At 73.6% G+C, this 25,473-nt stretch carries 24 protein-coding genes and 1 riboswitch; of the genes, 7 read left to right on the top strand and 17 right to left on the bottom strand.

Annotation, left to right across the window (positions count from 1 at the left end):
- Positions 1-161: 161 nt before the first annotated feature.
- Positions 162-434: a hypothetical protein gene (locus AB0K51_RS21935; protein ID WP_363458039.1), complete on the bottom strand. Its 273-nt coding sequence runs from the start codon at positions 432-434 to the stop codon at positions 162-164.
- Positions 435-634: 200 nt separating this feature from the next.
- Here AB0K51_RS21935 and AB0K51_RS21930 point away from each other — a divergent pair, with 200 nt between their 5' ends.
- Both AB0K51_RS21930 and AB0K51_RS21925 read left to right on the top strand, forming a co-directional pair.
- Positions 635-2,236: a DUF2079 domain-containing protein gene (locus tag AB0K51_RS21930; RefSeq protein WP_363458036.1), complete on the top strand. Its 1,602-nt coding sequence runs from the start codon at positions 635-637 to the stop codon at positions 2,234-2,236.
- A gap of 46 nt (positions 2,237-2,282) precedes the next feature.
- Positions 2,283-3,914: a DNA repair helicase XPB gene (locus AB0K51_RS21925; protein WP_363458033.1), complete on the top strand. Its 1,632-nt coding sequence runs from the start codon at positions 2,283-2,285 to the stop codon at positions 3,912-3,914.
- A 6-nt stretch (positions 3,915-3,920) separates the two neighbouring features.
- Here AB0K51_RS21925 and AB0K51_RS21920 read toward each other — a convergent pair whose 3' ends face one another.
- The gene (locus AB0K51_RS21920; protein ID WP_363458030.1) at positions 3,921-4,076 is read right to left on the bottom strand and encodes a hypothetical protein; all 156 of its coding nucleotides are present in this window, start codon (positions 4,074-4,076) and stop codon (positions 3,921-3,923) included.
- Between the two features lie 305 nt (positions 4,077-4,381).
- Here AB0K51_RS21920 and AB0K51_RS21915 point away from each other — a divergent pair, with 305 nt between their 5' ends.
- A complete protein-coding gene (locus AB0K51_RS21915) occupies positions 4,382-6,451 on the top strand; it encodes an ATP-binding domain-containing protein (RefSeq protein ID WP_363458027.1) in 2,070 nt (689 codons plus the stop codon).
- 17 nt (positions 6,452-6,468) lie between these two features.
- Here AB0K51_RS21915 and AB0K51_RS21910 read toward each other — a convergent pair whose 3' ends face one another.
- The 5 genes from AB0K51_RS21910 to AB0K51_RS21890 all read right to left on the bottom strand — a co-directional run bounded on the left by AB0K51_RS21910 (position 6,469) and on the right by AB0K51_RS21890 (position 12,042).
- Positions 6,469-7,155, bottom strand: a complete 687-nt coding sequence (locus AB0K51_RS21910; RefSeq protein WP_363458024.1) for a copper homeostasis protein CutC — start codon at positions 7,153-7,155, stop codon at positions 6,469-6,471.
- A gap of 82 nt (positions 7,156-7,237) precedes the next feature.
- Positions 7,238-8,164: a hypothetical protein gene (locus AB0K51_RS21905; protein WP_363458022.1), complete on the bottom strand. Its 927-nt coding sequence runs from the start codon at positions 8,162-8,164 to the stop codon at positions 7,238-7,240.
- On the bottom strand, positions 8,161-8,505 hold the full coding sequence (locus AB0K51_RS21900; protein ID WP_363458019.1) for a PadR family transcriptional regulator: 345 nt from the start codon (positions 8,503-8,505) through the stop codon (positions 8,161-8,163). Before AB0K51_RS21900 ends, AB0K51_RS21905 begins: the two co-directional genes overlap by 4 nt.
- Positions 8,506-8,530: 25 nt before the next feature.
- Positions 8,531-11,326, bottom strand: coding sequence for an FtsX-like permease family protein (locus tag AB0K51_RS21895; RefSeq protein WP_363458017.1), 2,796 nt, complete (start codon positions 11,324-11,326; stop codon positions 8,531-8,533).
- Positions 11,323-12,042, bottom strand: coding sequence for an ABC transporter ATP-binding protein (locus tag AB0K51_RS21890; RefSeq protein ID WP_363458015.1), 720 nt, complete (start codon positions 12,040-12,042; stop codon positions 11,323-11,325). Before AB0K51_RS21890 ends, AB0K51_RS21895 begins: the two co-directional genes overlap by 4 nt.
- A gap of 148 nt (positions 12,043-12,190) precedes the next feature.
- On the opposite strand from AB0K51_RS21890, the gene AB0K51_RS21885 reads away from it, so the two are divergent.
- Positions 12,191-12,820 (top strand): hypothetical protein, encoded by a 630-nt coding sequence (locus tag AB0K51_RS21885; protein WP_363458012.1) that lies wholly within the window; start codon positions 12,191-12,193, stop codon positions 12,818-12,820.
- A gap of 6 nt (positions 12,821-12,826) precedes the next feature.
- Here the strand turns inward: AB0K51_RS21885 and AB0K51_RS21880 are convergent, their stop codons facing one another.
- The 6 genes from AB0K51_RS21880 to thrC form a co-directional block, all read right to left on the bottom strand.
- A complete protein-coding gene (locus AB0K51_RS21880; RefSeq protein ID WP_363458009.1) occupies positions 12,827-13,081 on the bottom strand; it encodes a DUF4031 domain-containing protein in 255 nt (84 codons plus the stop codon).
- Positions 13,078-13,434: a hypothetical protein gene (locus AB0K51_RS21875; protein ID WP_363458006.1), complete on the bottom strand. Its 357-nt coding sequence runs from the start codon at positions 13,432-13,434 to the stop codon at positions 13,078-13,080. Before AB0K51_RS21875 ends, AB0K51_RS21880 begins: the two co-directional genes overlap by 4 nt.
- Before the next feature lie 264 nt (positions 13,435-13,698).
- A complete protein-coding gene (groL, locus tag AB0K51_RS21870) occupies positions 13,699-15,321 on the bottom strand; it encodes a chaperonin GroEL (protein ID WP_363458003.1) in 1,623 nt (540 codons plus the stop codon).
- A gap of 304 nt (positions 15,322-15,625) precedes the next feature.
- Positions 15,626-15,835: a cold-shock protein gene (locus tag AB0K51_RS21865; RefSeq protein WP_363458001.1), complete on the bottom strand. Its 210-nt coding sequence runs from the start codon at positions 15,833-15,835 to the stop codon at positions 15,626-15,628.
- A gap of 562 nt (positions 15,836-16,397) precedes the next feature.
- Entirely contained in the window at positions 16,398-16,676 is a 279-nt protein-coding gene (locus tag AB0K51_RS21860; protein ID WP_354641865.1) for a MoaD/ThiS family protein, read from the bottom strand.
- A gap of 41 nt (positions 16,677-16,717) precedes the next feature.
- On the bottom strand, positions 16,718-17,995 hold the full coding sequence (gene thrC, locus AB0K51_RS21855; protein ID WP_363457997.1) for a threonine synthase: 1,278 nt from the start codon (positions 17,993-17,995) through the stop codon (positions 16,718-16,720).
- A gap of 17 nt (positions 17,996-18,012) precedes the next feature.
- A riboswitch (SAM riboswitch) is annotated at positions 18,013-18,142 on the bottom strand.
- A gap of 139 nt (positions 18,143-18,281) precedes the next feature.
- On the opposite strand from thrC, the gene AB0K51_RS21850 reads away from it, so the two are divergent.
- Entirely contained in the window at positions 18,282-19,304 is a 1,023-nt protein-coding gene (locus AB0K51_RS21850; RefSeq protein ID WP_363457994.1) for a glucosyl-3-phosphoglycerate synthase, read from the top strand.
- Positions 19,305-19,401: 97 nt separating this feature from the next.
- Positions 19,402-20,868 (top strand): trehalose-6-phosphate synthase, encoded by a 1,467-nt coding sequence (locus AB0K51_RS21845; RefSeq protein WP_363457992.1) that lies wholly within the window; start codon positions 19,402-19,404, stop codon positions 20,866-20,868.
- A 15-nt stretch (positions 20,869-20,883) separates the two neighbouring features.
- Here the strand turns inward: AB0K51_RS21845 and otsB are convergent, their stop codons facing one another.
- The 4 genes from otsB to AB0K51_RS21825 form a co-directional block, all read right to left on the bottom strand.
- Complete coding sequence (otsB, locus tag AB0K51_RS21840) at positions 20,884-21,729, bottom strand: trehalose-phosphatase (RefSeq protein ID WP_363457989.1); 846 nt, start codon at positions 21,727-21,729, stop codon at positions 20,884-20,886.
- A 57-nt stretch (positions 21,730-21,786) separates the two neighbouring features.
- The gene (locus AB0K51_RS21835; RefSeq protein WP_363457986.1) at positions 21,787-22,014 is read right to left on the bottom strand and encodes a DUF3263 domain-containing protein; all 228 of its coding nucleotides are present in this window, start codon (positions 22,012-22,014) and stop codon (positions 21,787-21,789) included.
- Positions 22,015-22,082: 68 nt separating this feature from the next.
- On the bottom strand, positions 22,083-23,348 hold the full coding sequence (locus AB0K51_RS21830) for an extracellular solute-binding protein (protein ID WP_363457984.1): 1,266 nt from the start codon (positions 23,346-23,348) through the stop codon (positions 22,083-22,085).
- Positions 23,349-23,510: 162 nt separating this feature from the next.
- Positions 23,511-24,305, bottom strand: a complete 795-nt coding sequence (locus AB0K51_RS21825; RefSeq protein WP_363457981.1) for a DeoR/GlpR family DNA-binding transcription regulator — start codon at positions 24,303-24,305, stop codon at positions 23,511-23,513.
- A gap of 162 nt (positions 24,306-24,467) precedes the next feature.
- On the opposite strand from AB0K51_RS21825, the gene AB0K51_RS21820 reads away from it, so the two are divergent.
- Complete coding sequence (locus AB0K51_RS21820; RefSeq protein ID WP_363457979.1) at positions 24,468-25,397, top strand: sugar isomerase; 930 nt, start codon at positions 24,468-24,470, stop codon at positions 25,395-25,397.
- Positions 25,398-25,473: the final 76 nt, after the last annotated feature.

The raw sequence follows: 25,473 nt of genomic DNA, 5'->3' as shown, positions 1-25,473 counted from the left end.
GCGGGAGGCACCCACCAGCAAGATCGCGACGCCTGACGGTGGCCTGCACGTGGGCGCGACCTGGCTGTGCGTGATCCGTTGCTCGCGCAGTTCCGCCCCCAGCCCCAAGGGGGGCCGGGAGGTGCCCCCAGCGCCCCTGTCGGTGCGCTCGCGCTTCGCGACTAGTGGCCGGAGGCCTTGTCCTGCTCCGCCTTCTGGTGCTTCGCCTCCTCGACGATCGCGTGCGGGTCCGGCATCTTCGGCTCGACGCCGGTGAGCAGGCCGGTGCCGGTGAAGGCGACGGTGCCGAGCAGGCCGCCGGGCTGGCCGATGTCGGCTACCTGGTCGAGGGCGGCGGTGTCGGTCGCGGCCTGGGCGGGGGCCGCGCCCATCGCGGTGGCGAGGGCCGCGCCGGTGAGCGCCAGGCCGGCGAGGAATCGGTTGCGCTTCGTCATGGGCTGCCCAACGAGCGTCCGCCGTGCCGGTCACCCTTCCGGAGGCCGGGTCACCCTTCCGGTGCGCGGGCGTCCGGTTCGGCGAACGTCCGGGGGCGTTCAGGGACGGAGGTTAGACTGCCGAACGAACAGAACAGGGGTGGCCGCCGGCGTCCACCTGGCCGACCGGGGCCCAGCGGCCCCCCGACGGGACCAGAGACGTGACCACTGCCTCCGCTCCGCCGAGCACCGCCGCCCCCGCGGCGCCGGCCCGCACCGCGGGGGCGCGGCTGACCCGCCGCCACCGCACCGTCCTGTTCACCCTGCTCTGCTTCGCGGTCTGCCTGGCGCTCGGCCTGCAGCAGTGGAGCGCCCTGCAGCTCGGCGGGTTCGACCTCGGGATCTTCGACCAGGGCGTGCGCGGCTACGCGCACTTCGAACTGCCGGTCTCCACGTTGAAGAGCGTCCACCACGAGTTCCCGGCGGGCTTCTCGCTGCTCGGCGACCACTTCTCGCCGGTGCTGGCGCTGCTCGCCCCGCTGTACTGGGTGTGGGACGACCCGCGGATGCTGCTGATCGCCCAGTCCGCGCTGTTCGCGGCGGGCGTCCCGCTGGTGCGCCGGATCGCCGACCGGTCGTTCGCCCGCGCCGACGACGGCGTGCGCCGCCGGGTCCGCGACCTGGGCGCGCTGGTGTACGGCCTGGGCTGGCCGCTGCTGATCTCGGCACGCGGCGGCTTCCACGAGGTGGGGTTCGCCGTCCCGCTGTTCCTGGTGCTGTTCGAGCGGGCCGGGGCCCGGCGCTGGGTCACCGCCGGACTGGCGGCGCTGCTGCTGTGCGCGACCAAGGAGGACCTGGGGCTGGCGGTCGCGGCGTTCGGCGCGGTGGTGCTGCTGCGCGAGCGGGGCGGCGGCGACCGGCGGGCGCAGGCGTTCGGCTGGGCGCTGCTGCTGGGCGGTCCGCTGGCCAGTGCGGTCGAGATCGGCTACCTGATCCCGGCGATGGGCGGCGAGCCGGGCTACTACTGGAACTACGGGCAGCTCGGCGCGAACGGCGGCGAGGCGCTGCGGCACGTCCTGGGCCATCCGTGGCTGCTGGTGGAGTCCGCGTTCTCCAGCCCGCTGAAGCCGGTCCTGCTAACCTGGCTGGTCGTCACCACGGCCGCTCTGCCGCTGCGCTCCGCGACCTCGCTGGTCGCGCTGCCGCTGCTGGCCGAGCGGATCCTCTCCGACAACCCCAACCACTGGTCGATCGCCCGGCACTACGACGCGTTCCTGTGGCCGATCCTGGTCACCGCCGCGATCGAGGCGCTCGGCCTGCTCTGGGCTCAGGACCGCCGGGTGCTCGCCCGCCGGCTGGGCGCCACCGCCGCCGCCCTCACACTCGCCGCCTCCGCCGGACTCGGCCTCTACCACCTGCTGCTGCCGTACGAGTGGCAGCCGAAGCCGGAGCTGGCCGCGCTGACCCGGGCCGCCGCGCTGATCCCGGACGGCGCCACCGTGGAGGCCGACAACCAGGTGGCCCCGCGCCTGACCAACCGCACTCAGGTGGTGCTCGCCGACGGCGTCCCGCGCGGCCAGGAGTACGTGGTGCTGCGCTACACCCACCGCGCCTTCCCGTTCCAGCGCGACCCCGAGCAGGCCGAGTACCGCGCCTCGCTGCTGGCCCGCGGCTACCGCGAACTCTTCGACCAGGACGGCGTCACCCTCCTCCAGCACCCCGGCGGCCCCCTCCCCGGCGCCCCCCTCCCCGCCCCCGGCGTCACCAAGCCGGTCCAGGAGGTCATCCCGCCGGACGTCGGCCACAACTTCTTCATGGGCTGATGCGGCACACTGGAGGTTTGGCCCGGCCGGAAGGGGATGCACGGACGTGAACGGACCGCTGATCGTCCAGAGCGACAAGACGCTGCTGTTGGAGATCGACCATCCGCAGGCGGCGGAGTGCCGGCGGGTGATCGCGCCGTTCGCCGAGTTGGAGCGCGCGCCGGAGCACATCCACACGTACCGGGTGACGCCGCTGGGGCTGTGGAACGCCCGGGCCGCGGGGCACGACGCGGAGCAGGTGGTGGACGCGCTGGTGAAGTACTCGCGCTACCCGGTGCCGCACGCGCTGCTGGTCGACGTCGCGGACACCATGGCCCGGTACGGGCGGCTGCAGTTGCAGAAGCACCCGGTGCACGGGCTGGTGCTGAGCACCACGGACCGGCCGGTGCTGGAGGAGGTGCTGCGGTCGAAGAAGATCGCGCCGCTGGTGGGGGCCCGGGTCGATCCGGACGCGGTGGTGGTGCACCCGTCGGAGCGCGGGCAGATCAAGCAGGTGCTGCTGAAGCTGGGCTGGCCGGCCGAGGACCACGCCGGGTACGTGGACGGCGAGGCGCACCCGATCGACCTGGACGAGGACGGCTGGCAGCTGCGGCCGTACCAGCGGCAGGCGGTGGAGGGCTTCTGGCACGGCGGCAGCGGCGTGGTGGTGCTGCCCTGCGGCGCCGGCAAGACGCTGGTCGGCGCGGCCGCGATGGCGGAGGCGAAGTCGACCACGCTGATCCTGGTCACCAACACGGTCTCGGCCCGGCAGTGGAAGCACGAGCTGGTGAAGCGGACCTCGCTGACCGAGGACGAGATCGGCGAGTACTCCGGTACCCGCAAGGAGATCCGTCCGGTCACCATCGCCACGTACCAGGTGATGACCACCAAGCGGAAGGGCGTCTACCCGCACCTGGAGCTGTTCGACGCCCGCAACTGGGGCCTGGTGGTCTACGACGAGGTGCACCTGCTGCCCGCGCCGGTGTTCAAGTTCACCGCCGACCTGCAGGCCCGTCGCCGGCTCGGCCTGACCGCGACGCTGGTGCGCGAGGACGGCCGGGAGGGCGACGTGTTCAGCCTGATCGGCCCGAAGCGGTTCGACGCGCCGTGGAAGGAGATCGAGGCGCAGGGCTACATCGCGCCCGCCGACTGCTGCGAGGTGCGGGTGACGCTCTCCGACTCGGAGCGCCTGATGTACGCCACCGCCGAGCCGGAGGAGAAGTACCGCTTCTGCTCCACCACGGCGACCAAGCGCCGGGTGGTCGAGCGGCTGGTGGAGAAGCACAAGGGCGACCAGACCCTGGTCATCGGCCAGTACATCGACCAGCTGGACGAGTTGGGCGAGGCGCTGGACGCCCCGGTGATCAAGGGCGAGACCTCCAACGCCCAGCGCGAGAAGCTGTTCGAGGCGTTCCGCACCAAGGAGATCAGCGTGCTGGTGGTCTCCAAGGTGGCGAACTTCTCCATCGACCTGCCGGAGGCCACCGTCGCCATCCAGGTGTCCGGCACCTTCGGCTCCCGCCAGGAGGAGGCCCAGCGCCTCGGCCGGGTGCTGCGGCCCAAGGCCGACGGGCACGCCGCGCACTTCTACTCGGTGGTCGCCCGGGACACCGTCGACCAGGACTTCGCCGCGCACCGCCAGCGCTTCCTGGCCGAGCAGGGCTACGCCTACCGGATCGTCGACGCCGACGACCTGTAGGGGCTGCTACAGCTTGACGCCGTCGCGCCCGAGGAAGAGCACGCGCGCGGCGGTGTCGAGCACGATCCCGACGTTGCGGACGGCCGCCGCCACGGGGCTCCGGCGGCGGCCGGTGGCGGCGCTGCCGCCGCTGACCTGGGGGTTCACTCGTTCGGTCGTCATGCTTCCACGCTAGGTCGGGGCGCCCCGGCCGGGCATCAGCCCGAAGACCCGAGCCGGTGGGACCGAAGTCGTCCTCGCGGCGTACCGCCCCTGAGACCAGGGGAGGGGTGAACCCCGAGTGGAAAACGATTCGCACCCCGAGCACCGCAGGTCTAAGATCGTCCGTCTGCCCCTCCCGAACCGTGGTGCCTGTGCCGTCGGCAGCCGTGGGAGTACCGACCGCTCGGCAACCGGCCGGTGTCCTTCACCGTGAGCTCTCCCGACGAGTCGGCCGCCCCTGTTGCGCGCGGCCGGGAAGGTCCGCCGTGCACTCCCCCACCACCGAAACCGCCACCGACGCCGATCCGCTGGGTCGCGAGCGCGCCCACCTCTCCTCCTCCCGCGCGGCGCTGCGCGCGATGCGCGAGGACGTCGAGGCCCTCGACCTGCGCGACGTCACCGGCACCTGGGTCTCCTCGCTGGTCCTGCAGAGGCAGATCGACGAGCGGATCAAGGCGCTCGCCGACCTCGCCCACACCCCGCTGTTCTTCGGCCGCCTCGACTACCTGCACGCGATCAGCGAGGCCGAGTCGGAGGGCAGCGGCGGCGAGCGCTTCTACATCGGCCGCCGGCACGTCCACGACGCCGGCGGCGACCCGATGGTCATCGACTGGCGCGCCCCGGTCTCCCAGCCGTTCTACCGGGCCAGCCGCACCGAGCCGATGGACGTCGCCAAGCGCCGCCGGTTCGGGTACACCGGCGGCGAGCTGACGGCCTACGAGGACGAGAACCTGTCCGACCCCGCGGAGTCCGACACCAGGTCGGCGCTGCTCGCCGCGGAGATCGAGAAGCCCCGTGTCGGCCCGATGCGGGACATCGTCGCCACCATCCAGCCCGAGCAGGACGAGATCGTCCGCGCCGACGTCACCGGCACCGTCTGCGTCCAGGGCGCCCCCGGCACCGGGAAGACCGCGGTCGGCCTGCACCGCGTCGCCTACCTGCTCTACGCACACCGCGAGCGCCTCGCCCGCACCGGCACCCTGGTGGTCGGCCCGAACCGCTCGTTCCTGCAGTACATCGAGCAGGTGCTGCCCGCCCTCGGCGAGCTGGACGTCGCCCAGGCCACCGTCCAGGACCTGGTCGGCCACGTCGAGGTGCGCGGCGTCGACGCCGCCGGCACCGCCAGGATCAAGGGCGACGCCCGGATGGCCGAGGTGCTGCGCCGGGCCGTCCGCTCCGGGATCACCGTGCCGACCGAGCCCTGCGTGGTGGTCCGCGGCTCCCGCCGCTGGCGCGTCCCCGCCTACGAACTCGAGGAGATCATCCGCGAGTTGATGGACCGTGAGATCCGCTACGGCGCCGCGGCGGAGGCCCTCCCGCAGCGCATCGCGCACGCCGTCCTGGTCAAGATGGAGCAGGGCGGCGAGGCCCCCGACGACCGGGTCCAGGACGCCGTCGCCCGCAACGCGGCGGTCAAGGCCGTGGTCAAGGCCTGCTGGCCGCCGGTCGACCCGGTCAAGCTGGTGCACCGGCTGCTCTCCGACCCCGTGTTCCTGGCCGCCGCGGCGGAGGGCATCCTCGCCCCGGACGAGCAGCAGGCGATCCTGTGGGCCAAGCCGCCGCGCTCCGCCCGCACCGCCCCGTGGTCCGCCGCCGACGCCGTCCTGATCGACGAGACCACCGACCTGGTGCACCGCACCGCCTCGCTCGGCCACGTGGTCATCGACGAGGCGCAGGACCTCTCCCCCATGCAGTACCGGGCCGTCGGCCGCCGCTGCACCACCGGCTCCGCGACCGTCCTCGGCGACCTCGCCCAGGGCACCACCCCCTGGGCGACCGGAAGTTGGCAGGAGGCCCTGCACCACCTCGGCAAGGACGGCGCCCACATCGAGGAGCTCACCCAGGGCTTCCGCGTCCCCGGCGAGGTGATCGCCTACGCCTCCCGGCTGCTGCCCGCGATCGCCCCCGGGCTGGCCCCCGCCACCTCCGTCCGCGACGCCCCCGGCTCGCTGACGATCCGCCAGGTCCCGGACGGCGGGCTGCCGGACGCCGTGGTCGAGGCCTGCCGGGCGGCGCTCCGGCACGAGGGCTCCGTCGGCCTGATCGCCGCCGACGACCGCATCCCGGCGCTCGCCGAAGCCCTCACCGCCGCGGGCCTGCCCCACCTCGCCCCCGGCACCGAGACCACCGCCGAATCCCGCCTCACCCTGGTCCCGGCCTCCCTCGCCAAGGGCCTCGAGTACGACTACGTGGTCCTCGACGAACCCACCGCGATCATCCACGGCGAGCCCGACCACCGCACCGGCCTACGCCGCCTCTACGTCGCCCTCACCCGCGCCGTCTCCGGCCTGGCGGTCCTCCACACCGACCCCCTCCCGGAGGAACTGGCACCGTAGCCGACTCCCCTGGTGGCTCACTCGCCGATGAGCGTCCGCCACTGCGCGACCTTCGCCGGGTCGACGGCGCCCTCCCAGCCGCCGGTGCGGACGGCGCCGCCGATGTGGAAGGCGTCGAAGCCCGCGGCGCGGAGGGCGGGGACGTGTTCGGCGCGGAGGCCGCCGCCGACCAGGATCTGCTGGCGGTAGCCGGGTTCGCCGGACTTGGCGAGTTCGCCGGCGAGGACTTCCTGGCCGGCGTCGACGCCGGTCGCGGCGCCGGAGGTGAGGAAGGTGTCGAGGCCGGGCAGTTCGGCGACGGCCGCGCGGACCTCGGAGCGGTCGGCGCTGTGGTCGATGGCCCGGTGGAACGTCCAGGCGCAGCCGGCCGCGGCGTCGGCGACGGCGCGGGTGGCGGGGAGGTCGACCTGCCCGTCGGCGGTGAGGAAGCCGAAGACGAACTCCTCGGCGCCCTCGGCGCGCAGGGCGGCGGTGCGGGCCAGCAGGTCGTCGAGGTCGCCGGGGGTGAAGCCGTCGCGGATGCGGAGCATGACCCGCAGCGGCAGCGACACCGCGGCGCGGATCGCGGCGAAGTCCGCGACCGAGGGGGTGAGCCCGTCGGCGGCCATGTCGGTGACCAGTTCGAGCCGGTCGGCGCCTCCCGTCTCGGCGGCCCGGGCATCGTGAGGGGTCAGCGCGATGACTTCGAACATTGGTCTAGACATATCCGATAGCCTGCCACATCGACCCGCCCCGGGCGACCCCCCGCCGTCGTTCGGCCGAGCTTCCTCCCCCGTTCGCGCCCCGTTAGCCGAGCGCCCGGCGCGCCCGGCTGCGCGCCCGCCCGGCCTGACCGGCCGCCAGCAGCCGTCCGGCCGCCGCCAGCCCGAGCGCGACGCCGGCCGCCCACGGCAGCAGCCGCGGGACCCCGCCGACCTGCTCCCACAGGCTGAACAGGCTGAACGCCCCGGTCAGCGGCAGCACCGCGACGCCGACCGCCGCGGGCAGCAGCCGGCCCCGCGCCGCGCCCAGCACCGTGAGCGCCGACGGGACGACCAGCAGTCCGACCGGCCACCAACCGTCCATCAGGTACCGGGTGTCGAAACCACCCTGAGCCTGCGTCAGCAGCCAGCCGCCCACCGCCCCGACGGCCACCCACCACCGGCCGGGCCGCTCCAGCAGCTCCGGCGGCGCGGCGACCAGCAACGCCGCACCCGCCAGGTACGGCACCAGCGCGGTGGCCCCGTACAGCAGCAGCCACCAGTCCGCGGCGGAGCCGACGAGCAGGCCGAGCCGCAGCGCCGCGAGCAGCGCGACACCGAGGGCCAGCACCCGGGCGGCCCGCCAGACGCCGAGCGCCGCGGCGACGGCGAGCAGCGGCGGGACCACGGCGAGGCCCAGCACGGGGAGTTCGAGCCCCAGTCCGGCCCGGGCCGCGCTCAGCACCTCGCGGGTGCGCGGGTCTCCGGGGAAGGCGCCCAGGCCGACCAGGGCTCCGGCGAGCAGCGGCGCGGCGGCGGCGAGCAGGCGGCCGCCGGGGGTGGTGGCGGTCAGGCGGGTGCGCAGCCGCAGGCCGTAGGCGGCGAGGTCGAGTGCTTCGCGGGCGGTGGCGAGGCGGCCCGCGCCGGCGGTGGTGTCGGCGAAGACCTCGGCGAGTTCGGTGCCCCGGTCGCGGCGGTAGCGGGCGGGGTAGAGGGCGAGGGCGGTGCGCAGGGCGACCGGCCGGGCGGTCACGCGGTGGCCCCGTGCGGGCGGGCGTGGCCGCCGAGGCGGCGCTGGGCCTCGGCGGCCACGGTGCGCAGGCGCTCGGCCTCGGCGGTCAGCAGCTCGCGGCCGGCACCGGTCAGGGCGTAGCTGCGGCGGGCCCGGCCGTCGACGATCTCCTCGGCGGCGACCTCGATCAGGCCCTGCTGGAGCAGCCGGTCGAGGGCGCCGTAGAGCGTGCCGGTGCGCATCCGCACCCGCCCCCCGGAGATCGCGTCGACCTCCTGGATCAGCGCGTATCCGTGCCGGGGGGCGTCCGCGAGGGCGGTGAGCAGCAGCAGGGTGGGCTCCTGCAGGGCGCGTTCGGTCATGCACCTACATATATCGCCGACCGGCCTATCCGCGCCATCCCCGGCGCCCACTGACCGGAGCCCACCGCCCACCGGTCGCACCGTGCGCACCCGCACGCCGCGGGCGCCACCGCCCACCGGTCGCACCGCCCTCGCCCGGCCGGCGGGCCGCGGCGAGCAGTCCGGCCAACACCGGCAGCGCCAGCACGAGCAGCGCGATCGTCGGCCAGGGCGCGTCCGCGAGCCGGACCGCGGGCGCGCCGAGCTGTCCGGCGGCGCGGGAGCGCAGCAGGGCGAACGCGGGGACGGCGCCGCCGACCGCGCCGAGCGCCGCGCCGAGCAGCGTGATCAGCCCGGCCTGGAGTCCGGCCAGGGTGCGCCGGGTGCGCGGCCGGGCGCCGATCGCGGTGAGCACGGCGGCGTCCCGGCGGGCGTCGGCGGCCGCGAGCGCGGTGGCGACCACGGCGGCGCCGAGCACCACCAAGGCGGCGAAGGCGCTGAGGGCGACACCGATCAGGCTGTCGGCCGGCCGGTAGCCGCGCTCGACCTCCAGCACCGCGTACGGGGCGAGCCGGGCCACGGTGGCGGCGGCCCGCCGTTCGGCCTTCTCGACGGGCGGTGCGGCCGGCAGCCAGATCGACCCGGTCGGCTCGACGGCCAGGCCGAGCCCGCGGACCGTCTGCGCGCCGACCACCAGCGGCGCGTACCGCTGCGTGGCGGGCCGCTCGACCAGCACGCCCGGGATGCTCTGCTCCCGCTCCGCCGTCCCCGCGGCGCCCTGCATGCGCAGCCGGACCTGGCCGTCGTGCAGGTAGGCGGGGTCGGTGACGACGACCTTCCCGGCGGCCAGGGCGGCTTCGGCGGCGGGGTCGTGCAGGGCCAGCAGGTTGTGCAGGACGGCGGCGTCGCCGACCACCAGCGGGCTGGTGTCGGGCCGCCCGTAGCGCTGGCCCCCCTCGGCGTGGACGGTGGCCTTGCAGCCCTGGCAGAAGACGTACACCGCCTGGCCGAGGTCGGCGCGTTCGCCGAGGTCCGGCAGGTCCTGGGCGAGGGCGGTGCGCAGTTGCGGCAGGGCGGCGCTCTCGCCGAGGGCGTCCAGCTGGACCGAGTTGACGGGGCGTCGGAGCTGATAGGCGGCCCGGTCCTGGGCTTCGGCGCCGGTGGTGTGCACGCCGACCGCGACCGCTCCGGCGACCGCGGCGAGCACGGCGGCGACCGCGGGCGCGGTGCGGGAGCGGTGCCGGGCGGTGTCGCGCAGGGCGAGCCGGGGGCCGAGCGGCAGGCGGCGGGCGAGCCGGCCGCACAGGGCGAGCAGCGGCGGGGTGAACAGCAGCAGGCCGAGCTCCGCGGTGACCGCGCCGGCCAGCACCGCCAGGGTGCGGACGGACAGCCCGGCCAGCACCGCGGCCCCGCCGGTCGGTTCGGCGACCGCCCCGTACAGCGCCAGCGCGACGCCCGCCGCGACCACCGCCGCGCCGAGCAGCGGCACCCACCGGCCGGGCGGACGGACCTCGTCGCGGCCGGTCAGCCCGGCCAGCACCTCGCGGCGGCCGGCCTGGACGGCGGGCAGCAGCGCCGCCAGCACCGCGGTCGCCACGCCGATCGCGGCGATCGGCAGCAGGTCGGCCGGGTGCAGCGCCAGGTGCCCGAACCGGCTGCCGCCCGCCTGTTCCAGCCAGGGCCGCAGGACGGCGACCAGGGTGCAGCCGAGCACCGTGCCGAGTCCGGCACCGGCCGCCCCCAGCAGCAGGCCGCCACCGAGCACCACCGCCCGGACGTGCCCGGGCCGGCCGCCGGCCGCGCCCAGCAGGGCGAGCTGCCGCCGGGCCTGCCGGGCGCCGATGGCGAACGCCGGGCCGGCCAGCAGGGCCACCTCCAGCAGCGCCAGGCCGGCCGTGGTGGCCACCGTCATCGCGGTGCGCTCGCGCTGGTCCGCGGCGCCGACGGCGTCCTGCCGGGCCATCGCCTCGGCGGGCGGGTGCAGCGCCACCTGACGGGCGGTCACCGTGTAGCCGTGGCGGTTGAACTCCTGGACCTGCGGCCAGTCGAGCCGGGCGCCGGCGGGCAGTTCGACCAGCCAGGCGGCCTTCCGGGCGGCGGCGTCCTCGGCGTCCGCGCCCAGCGGCGCGACGCCCGCGGCGGCCTGCGCGGCGTCCAGCGGGCCGTACAACTCGCCGGGCCGGGCGACCAGTTCGGCCTTCCGCAGGTCACCGGGGTGCTCGACGGTGCCGGTCAGGGTGAACGGTGCGGACTCCAGGCCCTTGACGGTGACGGTGTCGCCGAGCCGCAGCCCGGTCTGCGCCAGGAACGCCGGGGTGGCGGCGGCCTCGTGCGGGGCGGCGGGCGCCCGGCCGGCCACCAGGTCGACCTTGCCCTGCCAGATCGGGCGGGTCAGGTCGGCCTCGAAGGTGTCGGTCGGGGTCAGCCCGTCCCGGGTGTGCACGGCGGCCGCCGGTCCGGTCCTGGCCGGCACCAGGGTGCTGCCCGGGGGCAGCAACTCCCCGATCAGGCGGGCCGGTTCGGTGGTGGCGGCGCGCAGCTGGACCGCGCTCGGCGGGGCGGCGGGGTCCTGCGGCAGGGTGCGCACCCCGTCGTCGGGGAACACCGCCTGCTCGATCGTCCGGCCCGGGGCGTACGCCCCGATCAGTGCGTCGCCGTGGCCGAGCAGCCGGTCCGAACGCTCGGCGGCGGTCAACTGCCCGCTGCGGTAGACCACATCGGCCCCCGCCACGCCCAGCACCGGCAGCGCGACCATGGCCAGCACCAGGGCACTGCGACCGGCCGCCCGCCGGGCGTCGCGGCGGGCGATCCGCAGTGCGGCCCGCCAGGCCCGGGCGCTCACCGGGCCACCTCGATCCGCTGCTGCACCGACTGGTCGGTGATCCGGCCGTCGCGCAGGAAGACCACCCGGTCCGCCCAGGCCGCGTGCCCCGGGTCGTGAGTGACCATCACCGCCGCCGCGCCCGCGTCGCAGCGGGCCCGCAGCACCCCGAGAACGGCCTCGCCGGTGGCCGAGTCCAGCGCGCCGGTCGGCTCGTCGGCGAGCACCAGCCGGCGCTCGCCGATCAGCGCCCGGCCGATCGCGACGCGTTGCTGCTGGCCGCCCGACATGTCGTCGGGGAACCGGTCGGCCAGCTCACCGATGCCCAGCTCCGCCAGCGCGGCCAGCGCCTCGCGGCGCGCCGTCCGGGCCGAGGCGCCGTCCAACTCCCGTGGCAGCGCGATGTTCTCGGCCGCGGTCAGGGCCGGTATCAGGTTGTAGTCCTGGAACACGTAGCCCACCGCGCGGCGGCGCACGTCGGCCAGCCGGGCCCGGCTCAGGCCCTCCAGCGGCGTCCCCTCGACGAGCACCCGGCCGGTGCTGGGCCGGTCCAGGCCGCCGGCCAGCGCCAGCAGGGTCGACTTCCCGGAGCCGGACGGCCCCATCACCGCCACGAACTCCCCGGCGCTCACGGTCAGGTCCAACTCGCGCAGCGCGTGCACCTCGGCCGCGCCGCGACCGTGCACCCGGCCGACTCCCTCCAGGCGCAGCACCGGCTGCGCACTCGGTCCGGACATGGCTCCCCCTTCGAGCAGCGAAACGTCTTGCATACCGAGTATGTATAGCTCGCGATCGAGAGATGCTCAAGTGTGCGACATAAGTCGGTGAACTACATATAGGCTAGGCGATGTCGGCCGGTCCGGGCGAGGGAGCAGAATGACCGTCATGACCGCATCGCCGTCCGAGCGCTGGCACGCCCTGCTGACCCGCTGCGGTGCCACCGCAGACCCCGAGCCGTACGGCCGCGACCTGCTCGGCCGCTGGGCCGAACCGCAGCGGCGCTACCACACCACCGACCACCTGGTGGCCGTCCTCGACCACGTGGACACGCTGGCCGCGCACGCCGAGGACGCGGACGCCGTCCGCCTCGCCGCCTGGTTCCACGACGCCGTCTACCGGCCCGACCGCTCCGAGAACGAGGAGCGCAGCGCCGCCCTCGCCGAACGCGCGCTGCGCGAGGCCGGCCTGCCCGAACCGCTGGTCGCCGAGACCGTCCGGCTGGTCCGACTCACCGTCACCCACCACCCCGAACCCGGCGACCGCAACGGCGAAGTCCTCTGCGACGCCGACCTCGCCGTCCTCGGCGGCGCCCCCGACCGGTACGCCGCCTACGCCGCCGCCGTCCGCGAGGAGTACGCCTTCGTCCCGGACGACGCCTTCCGCGAGGGCCGCGCCGCGATCCTGCGGCAGCTGCTCGCCCTCCCCGCCCTCTACCGCACCCCGGAGGCCCGCGAACGGTTCGACGCCCGGGCCCGCGAGAACCTGGCGGAGGAGCTCAGGACGCTGGAGAGCTGACCCGCGCTACCGCTTCCTGCGCCGCAGGCCCGCCGCCGTCAGCCGCGCCACCAGCTCCTTGCTGCCGACCGGGCTCGCGCCGAGCGCCACTGCCTTGTCGTACCAGGCGGCCGGGATGTCGTAGTGGTCGCGTTCGAAGGCCTTCGCCGGGGCGCCCAGGGTCGCGGCGAAGGCGTGCAGTTCCTCGTACGAGACGTCGCTGACCAGGTGCGACCACCACTTGCCGTGGCCGGGCCAGTTCGGCGGGTCGACGAGGATCACGTCAGCCCGCCGACGGGGGCGACGACCACCCCGCGCTGCCCGCACACCCAGTGCGGATCAGGCCCCAACTCCGGCTCCACACTCAACGCGTGGGGATCGTCGTCGGCCGCGCACGAGGCACACAGCGGCCACCGCCCGTAGCCCTCCAGCAGCGCGTCCTGCACGTCCTGCGCGATCAGCCCCAGCACGAACTCGGTCCCGTCCGGCCACTGTTCGAGCCACCACCGCCGATGCGTCACCGCATCCTCGACCAGCGAAACGATCGCCGCCTCCGCCACATCCCGGGCAGTCAGGTCGGCAAGGATCAGCGCCCGAGCGCTGTGCAGGGCGGATTCGATCTCAGAACTGGCCATCCACCCATTCTCCCGCAGCTCACCCCACCGCCGGGAACCCCTCACTGCTCAACTCCACCCCGAACGGCTCCGGCAACGCGACCTGGATCTGCCCTCCGTCGATCTCGGCGCGTCGGCCCTCGGAACGTCCCGCTCCCGCCGGCGGTCCGGCAGAGACCGTTACACCTGCCCAGCCTCCCGCGCAGCGAACGCCGCAGGGGCGGCCTCCCCGTGAAGGGAGACCGCCCCTGCGAAGCGATCAGGACTCGCCGATCCCGGGCGGGATCAGAAGTCCATGTCACCGCCCGGCATGCCGCCGCCGGCGGCCGCGGCGGCCTTCTCCGGCTTGTCGGCGATGACGGCCTCGGTGGTGAGGAAGAGCGCCGCGATGGAGGCGGCGTTCTGGAGGGCGGAGCGGGTGACCTTGGCCGGGTCGATGATGCCGGCGCCGATGAGGTCCACGTACTCGTTGGTCGCGGCGTTCAGGCCGTGGCCGGCGGGCAGGTTGCGGACCTTCTCGACCACGACGCCGCCCTCGAGGCCGGCGTTGGTCGCGATCTGCTTGATCGGGGCCTCGAGCGCCACGCGGACGATGTTGGCACCGGTGGCCTCGTCGCCCTCGAGCTCCAGCTTGTCGAACGCGACACCGGCCTGCAGCAGGGCGACGCCACCACCGGCGACGATGCCCTCCTCGACGGCGGCCTTGGCGTTGCGCACCGCGTCCTCGATGCGGTGCTTGCGCTCCTTGAGCTCGACCTCGGTGGCCGCGCCGGCCTTGATGACGGCCACGCCGCCGGCCAGCTTGGCGAGGCGCTCCTGGAGCTTCTCGCGGTCGTAGTCCGAGTCGGAGTTCTCGATCTCGGCGCGGATCTGGTTCACCCGGCCGGCGACCTGGTCGCTGTCGCCGCCACCGTCGACGATGGTGGTCTCGTCCTTGGTGATGACCACCTTGCGGGCGGTGCCCAGCAGGTCGAGGCCCGCGTTCTCGAGCTTGAGGCCGACCTCCTCGGAGATCACGGTGCCGCCGGTGAGGATGGCGATGTCGCCGAGCATGGCCTTGCGACGGTCGCCGAAGCCCGGGGCCTTGACGGCGACGGACTTGAAGGTGCCGCGGATCTTGTTCACGACCAGGGTCGACAGGGCCTCGCCCTCGACGTCCTCGGCGATGATGACCAGCGGCTTGCCGCTCTGCATGACCTTCTCCAGCAGCGGGAGGAGGTCCTTGACCGAGGAGATCTTGGAGTTGGCGATGAGGATGTACGGGTCCTCGAAGCTCGCCTCCATGCGCTCCAGGTCGGTGGCGAAGTAGGCGGAGATGTAGCCCTTGTCGAAGCGCATGCCCTCGGTGAGCTCGAGCTCCAGGCCGAAGGTGTTGCTCTCCTCGACGGTGATGACGCCTTCCTTGCCGACCTTGTCCATCGCCTCGGCGATGAGCTCGCCGATCTGGGTGTCGGCGGCGGAGATCGAGGCGGTGGAGGCGATCTGCTCCTTGGTCTCGACGTCCTTGGCCTGGGCCAGGAGCTGGTCGGAGACGGCGGCGACGGCCTTCTCGATGCCGCGCTTCAGGGCCATCGGGTTGGCGCCGGCGGCGACGTTGCGCAGACCCTCGCGGACGAGCGCCTGGGCGAGCACGGTGGCGGTGGTGGTGCCGTCACCCGCGACGTCGTCGGTCTTCTTGGCGACCTCCTTGACGAGCTCCGCGCCGATCTTCTCGTAGGGGTCCTCGAGCTCGATCTCCTTGGCGATGGAGACACCGTCGTTGGTGATCGTGGGGGCGCCCCACTTCTTCTCCAGGACGACGTTGCGACCCTTCGGGCCGAGCGTGACCTTCACGGCGTCGGCAAGCTGGTTCATGCCACGCTCAAGGCCGCGGCGGGCTTCCTCGTCAAAGGCGATGATCTTGGCCATCAGAAGTGGTCCTCCGGGACACGGTCGACTGCTCGGACCAAGGGGTGCCCGCGACGGACGGCCCAGCGAGCGGGGGTCCCTTCCCCTACCGCTCCCGGGGCCTCACCGGCCCGGTCCGTTTGTCACTCTCACACTGTGAGTGCTAACGCCAATGATTAGCACTCTCGGGTGTCGAGTGCAAGCCCATTCGCGCACCGCGCCCGGGCGTCCGCGGGCGCTCCCGCCTGCGCCCGGGAACGCGGACAGGCCCGCACGACCGTGGTCGTACGGGCCTGTCGGCGTGTGTGTGGACTACCGGGCCGGATCAGGCACCCGAGGCCGCGCGGACCATGTCGGCCTGCGGACCCTTCTGACCCTGCGAGATCTCGAACTCGACCCGCTGCCCTTCCTCCAGGGTGCGGTAGCCGTCCATCTGGATCGCGCTGTAGTGGACGAACACGTCCGCTCCACCGTCGACCGCGATGAAGCCGTAGCCCTTCTCGGCGTTGAACCACTTGACGGTGCCCTGAGCCATTCCGAACTCCCCTTGTGCTGTGCTGGCCCTTCAGAGATCCGCGGGACCGCGGACCCAGAGGTCTGGAAGGCCGCTCCTGGGGACTCCCCCCCTAAGGCGCAGCCTCTGTCGCGGCTGAATGTATCCGGATAAGCGCCCTCTGCAACAGGCCCAACTTTCGGGGAATGGCCGTCCGCCGATGGGGATATGACGGGGCGAAAGGCGCAGAGCTGCACAATTGCCACCGGACATAACGGACCTGTCACCGCAAATTGCCGGAAGAATTCTGACGGCGGCCTGACAGAAGTGGCGGTATCCGGTCCTACGCGCGTCTCAGAGCGCGGGACGAAGCGGCGTCGGCGCGGAGCGTGGTGCGCAAAAACGAAGGATTGAAAGGCGCCGAGGAGGGGAACGGCCCTTGCCCGGCACTCTACTCCCCCGCCCCCGCGGGATTTCCAGCGCCCCGCCGGGCGGATAGCCGCAGGTGTGCGGCGCATTTCCGCGGGGACCACGCCCGGCCGCCGCCGGCCACCGGAAATCGGAATTCCGGGCCGACGGCGGCGGGGCGGAAAGTGACGCGGCCTCAGCAGCCGCCGGCCACCGCCGGGATGATCGACACCGAGGAGCCGTCCTTGATCTCGGTCTCCAGGCCCTCGGCGAAGCGCACGTCGTCGTCGTTCACGTAGACGTTGACGAAGCGGCGCAGCTTGCCGGTGTCGTCCAGGATGCGGGCGGAGATGCCGGTGTGGTTGGCCTCCAGGTCCGCGATGACGGCGGCCAGGGTGGCGCCCTCGGCGGTCACCTCGGCGGCGCCGCCGGTGTAGGTGCGCAGGATGGTCGGGATGCGGACGGTGGCGCTCATGGCGGTGGCTCCTCGGGGGGCTGGGGGGATGGGCCGGGGGATCAGGCGGAGGCGAGGCCGGCGGCGCGGAAGGACTCCAGCGTCGGGCGGATCACGGCGGTCATGCCGGCGTCGGAGACCGCGTCGAGGGTCTTCAGGCCGTCGCCGGTGTTGATCGCGACGGTCTCCTTGGACGGGTCGAGCTGACCGGTCTCGACCAGCTTCTTCAGCACGCCGACGGTCACGCCGCCCGCGGTCTCGGCGAAGATGCCCTCGGTGCGGGCCAGCAGCTTGATCGCCTCGACCACCTGCGCGTCGGTGACGTCCTCGACCGCGCCGCCGGTGCGGCGGGCGATGTCGAGCACGTACGGGCCGTCGGCCGGGTTGCCGATCGCCAGCGACTTGGCGATGGTGTCCGGCTTGACCGGCTTGATCACGTCGCGGCCGGCCTTGAACGCGGCCGACACCGGGGAGCAGCCCTCGGCCTGGGCGCCGAAGATCCTGTACGGCCGGTCCTCGACCAGGCCGAGCTTGATCAGCTCCTGCAGGCCCTTGTCGATCTTGGTGAGCTGGGAGCCGGAGGCGATCGGGATGACGATCTGCTCGGGCAGCCGCCAGCCGAGCTGCTCGCAGATCTCGAAGGCCAGGGTCTTGGAGCCCTCGCCGTAGTACGGGCGGAGGTTGACGTTGACGAAGCCCCAGCCCTCGCCGGCCGAGTCGCCGATCAGCTCGGAGCAGAACCGGTTCACGTCGTCGTAGTTGCCCTCAATGCCGACCAGCTCGCCGCCGTAGATGCCGGCCATCACGACCTTGCCCTGCTCCAGGTCGCGCGGGATGAACACGCAGGACTTGAAGCCGGCCCGGGCGGCCGCGGCGCCCACCGCGCCGGCCAGGTTGCCGGTGGAGGAGCAGGACAGCGTGGTGAAGTCGAAGGCCCGGGCGGCCTCGATCGCGCAGGCCACCACCCGGTCCTTGAAGGAGTGGGTGGGGTTGCCGGAGTCGTCCTTGATGTGCAGCTGCGCGGTGAAGCCCAGCTCGCGGCCGAGGTTGTCGGCCTTGACCAGCGGGGTCCAACCCGGGTTCAGGTTGGGCTTGTCCGCGACGTCCGCGGGCACCGGCAGCAGCGGGGCGTAGCGCCAGATCGACGCCGGGCCGGCCTCGATCCGCTTGCGCAGCTCCTCGGCGTCGTAGCCGTCGTAGGCGTAGGCGATCTCCAGCGGCCCGAAGCACTCCAGGCAGGCGAAGCTCGGGCCGAGCGGGAAGCGGGTGCCGCACTCGCGACAGGACAGCGCGACGGCGGGGCCGAGGTCGACAGTGGGTGCGGAAGTGTCAGAAGCCATGGTGGCGAGGCCCTTTCTCCTCATCTTCCCCGGATCGCGGTCGCGTCCGGGACGGAATTGGCACCTGTCCCGCCGGCCTCGAAACGGCCGTACGGGAGGGTTGCCGGGACTTCAACGGGCCGTTCCCTCAGTCCCTCTGGATGAGCTCTGTGAAGTTGTGGTCTTACGCTGCGGACGACCCCGGCGTGCGAAGGTCGGAACGCAGTACGAAGACTGTATCCGAAGGCCCGCACTGCGGACCCACACCGTCCGATACCCGAGACGATGCGAGACAGGGAGCGAGATCTTGGCCGAGCAGCCCGTGCCCGGGGTACTGCCGGAGGTGGCCGAGTGGCTGCGCCGCCGCTCGTGGACCGCGGCCGACCGGCCGCTCGACCGGCTCCTCGCCGCCAAGCGCGCCGCCGGGCCGGCCGGAACCGTCAGCGTGGTGCTGCCCGCGCTGGACGAGGAGCCCACGGTCGGCGAGATCGTCACCGCGATCCGCACCGAGCTGATGGAACGCGTGCCGCTGGTCGACGAGTTGCTGGTGGTCGACTCCGGCTCGGTGGACGGCACCGCCGCCGCGGCGGCCGCCGCCGGCGCCAGGGTGGTGCACCGCGACGCGATCCTCCCCCGGCTGCCCGCCGAGCCCGGCAAGGGCGAGGTGCTGTGGCGCTCGCTTATGGTCACCCGCGGCGCGATCGTCTGCTTCGTCGACGCCGACCTGCGCGAGTTCGACCCCGCCTTCGTCTCCGGCATCGTCGGCCCGCTGCTCACCGACCCCGACATCCACCTGGTCAAGGCCATGTACGACCGCCCGCTGGAGGTGTCGATGAGCGGCTCCGCCGCGGGCGGCGTCGCGATCGTCCCGGCGGGCGGCGGCCGGGTCACCGAACTGGTCGCCCGCCCGCTGCTCAACCTGCACTGGCCGCACCTGGCGGGCTTCGTCCAACCGCTCGGCGGCGAGTACGCGGCCCGCCGCACGCTGCTGGAGCGGCTGCCCTTCCCGACCGGCTACGGCGTCGAACTCGGCCTGCTGGTCGACGCGTTGGAGCTGGTCGGGCTGGACGCGCTGGCCCAGGTCGACGTCGGCATCCGGCACCACCGCCACCAGGACGGCCAGGCCCTCGGCCGGATGGCCGCCACCATCTACCGCACCGCGCTGGAACGCCTCGACCGCACCCACCGCCTCAAGGCCGATCCGGACCTGCTCCGCCCCCTGCTCACCCAGTACACCCGCACCGCCACCGGCTTCGCCCCCACCACCCATCCCGTCCCGGCCACCGAACGGCCCCCGATGACCGCCATCCCGGAGTACCGGGACCGCTGAACGCCGGACCCGCGGCGCCGGGTCCGCCCCCGACTGTTCACCCCCGCCCGTCGTGCCGAGTGGTTTGGTCACGGGGTCGCACGGCAAGGTTGGCTGTATGGCCGATCACGCGTCCGAACGCCCCACGCAGTCCGGAGCCGCCCCGATCCTGGTGGCCTCCAACCGCGGTCCGGTGTCCTTCAGCAGCGGGGACGACGGCACGCTGACCCTCCGCAGAGGCGGTGGCGGCCTGGTCTCCGGGCTGTCCGCGATCGACGACCCGTCCGCGGTCTGGGTCTGCGCCGCGCTCTCCGAAGCCGACCGCACCGCCGCCCGGCAGGCCCCCGACGGCCGCCTCGACCTGGCCGGACACGACGTCGGCGGACAGGCCGTCCGGATGCTGGACATCGACCCCGGCACCTTCGCCCGCGCCTACAACGGCGTCGCCAACTCCACCCTGTGGTTCGTCCACCACCTGCTGTACGACACCCCGACCAGCCCGTCCTTCGACGACCGGTTCCGCCGCGAATGGGACTCCTACCGGGCCTACAACACCGCCTTCGCCGAGGCGCTGGCCGCCGAGGCCGCCCCCGGCGCGGCCGTCCTGGTGCAGGACTACCACCTCTCGCTGGCCCCCGCGCTGCTCCGCGAGCTCCGACCCGACCTGCGGATCGGCCACTTCTCGCACACCCCCTGGGCCCCGCCCGAGTACTACCGGATGCTCCCCGACGACGTCGCCGCCGCCGTCCTGGCGGGCATCCTCGGCGCCGACCGGGCCGGCTTCCTCACCCGCCGCTGGGCGCTCGCCTTCGCCGACTGCTGCGAGGCCGTCCTCGGCGCGAGCGTGGACCGCGAGGCGCTGGCCGTCACCTACCACGGCCGCACCACCCGGCTCGGCGTCCACGGCCTCGGCGCCGACGCCGACTTCCTGCGCGAGCGCGCCCACCGGCCCGACGTGGACGCCCGGCTCGCCGCCCTGCGCGAGGCGGTCGGCGACCGCCGCACCATCGTCCGGGTCGACCGCACCGAGCTCAGCAAGAACATCGTCCGCGGCCTGCTCGCCTACCGGCACCTGCTGCGCACCCGCCCCGAGTGGCAGGGCCGGGTGGTGCACATCGCCTTCGCCTACCCCTCGCGGCACGACCTGCCCGAGTACCGCGAGTACACCGCCGCGGTGCAGCGGGTCGCCCAGGAGATCAACGACGAGTTCGGCACCACCGAGTGGCAGCCGCTCATCCTGCACGTCAACGACGACTTCCCGCGCTCGCTGGCCGCCTACCGGATCGCCGACGTGGCCCTGGTCAACCCGATCCGCGACGGCATGAACCTGGTCGCCAAGGAGGTCCCCGTGGTCTCCGACGACGGCTGCGCCCTGGTCCTCTCCCGGGAGGCCGGCGCCTACGCGGAACTCGCCGACGACGCGATCACCGTCAACCCCTACGACGTCATCGCCACCGCCGACGCCCTCGCCGAGGCCCTCACCATGCCCCTCGCGGAACGCGCCGAACGCACCAAGCGCCTGGCCGCGGCGGCGACGGCGCTGCCGCCCCAGCAGTGGTTCCTCGACCAGCTGAACGCACTCTGAGCAGCACCCCAAGCGCTACCGCAGCAGTTCCGCGACAGCGCTGAGCACGTCCACCACCCCCGCCGGCCCCGCGACCACCAGGTCCGCGCGGTCGGCGAGGGCCCGGACGGGGGGCTCTCCGGTGACCGGGCCGCTGCAGACCAGGAGGCCGGGCAGTCCGGCCTCGCGGCGGCGGTCGACCTCGTCGTAGGCGGCGAGGTCGCCGAGGTCGTCGCCGGCGAACAGGACCGTCTTCGCGTCGCGCTCCGCCAGGAAGCCCCGCAGGGCGACGCCCTTGTCGACGCCGGGCGGTCGCAGTTCCAGCACCATGCGCCCGGGTTCGACCACCAGCCCGTGGCGGTGGGCGAGTTCGGCGAGCGGGCCGCGGAGCAGGTCCAACAGGCCGTCAGGATCGGCGGTGCGCCGGGTGTGCACCGCCACCGCCCGCCCCTTGTCCTCCGTGAACGTCCCGTCGGGCGCCCCCAACGCGGCCAGCAGCGCGGGGAGTTCGTCGCGGACCGCGGACACCCCGGCGGGCGGCTCGGGGGCGGTCACGGCGCCGGTGGCGGCGTCCCAGCGCTCGGCGCCGTAGTGGCCGAGGATGGTGAGGTGTTCCAGGCCGGGAGCGTCGGCGAAGCCGCCGTACGCGGCGGCCGTGGCGGCGGGGCGGCCGGTCACCACGACGACCGAGCCGACCAGCGGGGCCAGCGCGGTGAGGGCGGGCAGCACGCCGGGATGGGCGCGGGCCCGGTCCGGGTCGGCGACGATCGGGGCCAGCGTGCCGTCGAAGTCGAGCCCGACGACCGCGGACCGCGGATCGGCGAGCAGGCCCGCCAGTCCGGCCCGTCCCGCCTGGGACGTGATCTGCTCAGCAATTCCCATGGCCCCGACGCTACCCGCCGCCCGCCCGCCACGGGCGGCATTCGCCGTGGATCCGCCCTACCGCGCGGCGCGCCGCTCCTCGCGGATCCGGCGCAGCCGGTTGACCAGCACCGGGTCGGCGCGCAGCGCCTCCTCGCGGTCGAGCAGGGCGCCCAGCAGCTGGTAGTAGCGGGTCGCGGAGATGCCGAGCTCCTCGCGGATCGCCTGTTCCTTGGCGCCCGCGGTCCGCCAGCCGCGGGCCTCCAGTGCGAGCACCGCCCGGTCGCGTTCGGTCAGTTCGGCCACGCCCCCAGGCTAGCGGCAGCCGCCGACGGCACGTCGCCGCAGCCGTCGGCCCTCGACCGCGGCCCGCGTCAGCCCTTGCGGGCGCGCGCGGCCTCCGCGGCGGCGGCGCCCTGCAGCTCGGCCAGCACGTCGTCGCCGCCGGGCTTCACCGCGGTGCCGATCCGCTGCTTGATCATGCTGCTGACCTTGTCCCAGGACGGGTCGCCGAGCGGGTAGAAGTTGGCGTTCGGCAGTGCGTTCAGGAACTCGGTGAGGTCGTGGTGGTTGGGGTTGGAGGCCATGTCCTCGAGGGTGTCCTGGGTGACCGGCAGCATGTTGTACTGCTCGTCGAACTTGAGGGTGTTCTCCTTGGTGTACAGGAAGTTGAGGAACTTCTTGATCTCCGCCTTGTGCCCGCCCGCCTTGAACGCCATGACCCAGTCGGCGACGCCGAGCGTGGTGGTCTTGACGCTCGCGTCCTTGCGCGGGATGACGGTGGTGCCGTACGGGACGTTCGCGTTGACGGCCTTGGCGATCAGGCCGGGGTGGCCGTTGAGCATGCCGACCTTGCCGGCCGTGAAGTCGGCGAAGGCGGTCTTGCGGTCGACCTTGGCGGGGTCGTCGTAGGTGAGGTGCTTGTCGACCAGGTTGGTGCGCAGCCAGGCGAAGGTGGCGCGGTTCTGCGCGCTGTCGATGGTGTAGTTGCCGGCGTTGTCGGAGAGCCCGCCGCCGCCGCTCATGGTCCAGATCATCGACTCGCCCTGGGCCTCCTCGGGGCCGAGCGGGAGCGCGTACGGGGTGACGCCGGGGACCTTGGCCTTGATGAGTTCGGCGTCCTTGCGCAGCTCGTCCCAGGTGGCGGGCGGGTTGGCGATGCCGGCCTTCTGGAAGATCTCCTTGTTGTAGACGAACACCCGGCTGGAGGCGATGAACGGTATGCCGTACTGGCTGCCGAGCACCTGGCCGGCCTTGGCGAAGGAGTCCAGGATGTTGGCCTGGGTGTCGATGGAGAGCACGTCGCCGGCCGGGTAGAGGCGGTCGGCGGCGACCTGGTCGGCGTAGCCGCCGGTCTGGACGATGTCGGGGGTCTTGCCCTTGGCGATCAGGTCGGCGACCCGCTTGTCGATGTCGGTCCAGCTGACCACCTCGACGTTGACCTTGATGTCGGCGTTGGCGGCCTGGAACCGGCGGGCCACGTCGTTCCAATAGTGGGTACTGGAGTTGGCCTCGTTGTCGCCGTAGTCGGCCGCCACCACGTTGAGCGTCACACCCCCCGTCGCGCTCGACAGGATGCCGCAGCCGGAGAGCAGCAGGCACCCGACGACGGGCAGGGGGAGCAGCGCTGATCGCTTCACGGGGGGACCGCCTTCCGGAGGGATGATGCGGCGACCCTGGCAGTCCCAGGTCAAGTGGTACATACCTGTTGTGCGCGAAGTTATCGAAGTGTCAGTTCCCGTTGCGCTCAGCGCAACGGGAAAGACACAACACTCCGATAACCGGACGGAACTGTCGGACCGTCAGGCGGTGAGGACCTCGACCCCGGCCTCGGTGAAGGCGTCCGCCAGGTCGGCCGACAACTGGTCGTCGGTGACCAGGGTGGCGATCCGGTCCAGGCCGCAGATCCGGGCGAAGGCGCGCTGGCCGAGCTTGGAGGAGTCGGCGGCCACCACCACCCGGCGGGCCCGCTCGGCGAGCATCCGGTTGACGCTGGCCTCGCCCTCGTGGTGCGCGGTGGCGCCGTGCTCGACGTCGAGCGCGTCCACGCCGAGCACCGTGACGTCCAGGGCGAGTTCGCCGAGCACCAGGCCGGCCAGCGGGCCGATCAGCTCGTAGGACTGCGGCCGGGCGACACCGCCGGTGACCACGATCTTCACCTGCGGACGGACCGTCAGCTCGTTGGCGATGTTCAGCGCGTTGGTCACCACGGTGAGGGCCTGCCCGGGGCCGGCCTCGGACCGCTCGGCCAGGTCGGAGCGGACCGCCAGGGCGCGGGCCACCTCGGTGGTGGTGGTGCCGCCGTTCAGCCCGACCACCTCGCCGGGGGCGATCAGGGTGGCCACCAGCGCGCCGATCCGCTGCTTGGCGTCGGCATTGCGCGCGGTCTTGTAGCGCAGCGGCAGGTCGTACGAGACGCTGTGCGCGACCGCGCCACCGCGGGTACGGGTCACCATCTGCTGCCGGGCCAACTGGTCGAGGTCGCGCCGGATCGTGGCAGCCGACACGTCCAGCGCCTCGGCGGCCTCCTCGACCTCCAACTTGCCGTGCTCCGCCAACAGTTCCAGCAGCGCGTTCCACCGCTCGTACCTGGACAAACCCTCGCCCTCCCGGGTTCTCGCACGCGCCCAGCGCGCGGTGCGCACAGCTTGGCACAAGTCCATGCCTCGAACAGCATTGCGCAATGATGCGCGAAACGGCTATAAAACAATCAGGTTTGCGCACGCAGCCTCAAGGGAACCCCAAAGGAGCCCGCACTCATGCCGCACCCGTCCCTGACCGGCGAGGAGATCGCCACCCAGCCCGCCGACTGGCGCACCGCCGCGGCGCTCGCCGAGACCGCGGGCGCCGACCTGCCGCAGCGCGGCGAGCGCGTGGCCGTGGTCGGCTGCGGCACGTCCTGGTTCATGGCGCAGGCCTACGCCGCGCTGCGCGAGAGCGGCGGCCACGGCGAGACCGACGCGTTCGCCGCCTCCGAGTTCCCGCACGGACGCCGCTACGACCGGATCCTGGCGATCACCCGCTCCGGCACCACCACCGAGGTGCTGCGCCTGCTCGCCGACACCGACCTGCCGAGCACCGCGATCACCGCCTGCACCGACCAGCCGGTGGCCGCGGTCGCCGACCGCCTGGTCGACCTGGGCTTCGCCGACGAGCGCTCGGTGGTGCAGACCCGCTTCGCCACCACCGTGCTGGCGCTGCTGCGCGCCCACCTGGAGCTGGAGGGGGCGCTGCCCGCGGGCGTCGCCACCATCGCCCAGGCCGCCGCCGACGCCGAGCAGGCCGTCGCCTGGCAGGTGCCGGCCGAGCTGGTGGAACTGGAGCAGATCTCCTTCCTCGGCGCGGGCTGGACCAACGGCCTGGCCCAGGAGGCCGGGCTGAAGATGCGCGAGGCGGCGCTGGCCTGGACCGAGGCCTACCCGGCGATGGAGTACCGGCACGGCCCGATCTCGATCACCGCGCCGAACCGTGCCGCCTGGGCCTTCGGCGAGCTGCCGACCGGCCTGGCGGAGGAGGTCGCCGCGGTCGGCGGCCTGCTGGTGGCCGGCTCCGGCACCGGCGGCCTGGACCCGCTGGCCGACCTGGTGCGGGTGCACAAGCTGGCCGTGGCGCTCGCCGAGCACCGCGGCCTGAACCCGGACGAGCCGCGCAACCTGACCCGTTCGATCATCCTCGCCCAGCCGAGCTGATTGTTCGCCAGAAGACGATCAGCCCGCCGCAGCGGGTCGCAAAACCCCTAGGAGACCCCAAAGAGCGATAAAGCTC

Source organism: Kitasatospora sp. NPDC049285 (assembly GCF_040678815.1).
Taxonomy (GTDB): Bacteria; Actinomycetota; Actinomycetes; order Streptomycetales; family Streptomycetaceae; genus Kitasatospora.
Note: the sequence above shows the minus strand (reverse complement) of the source record. Positions and strands in the feature narration are given on the sequence as shown.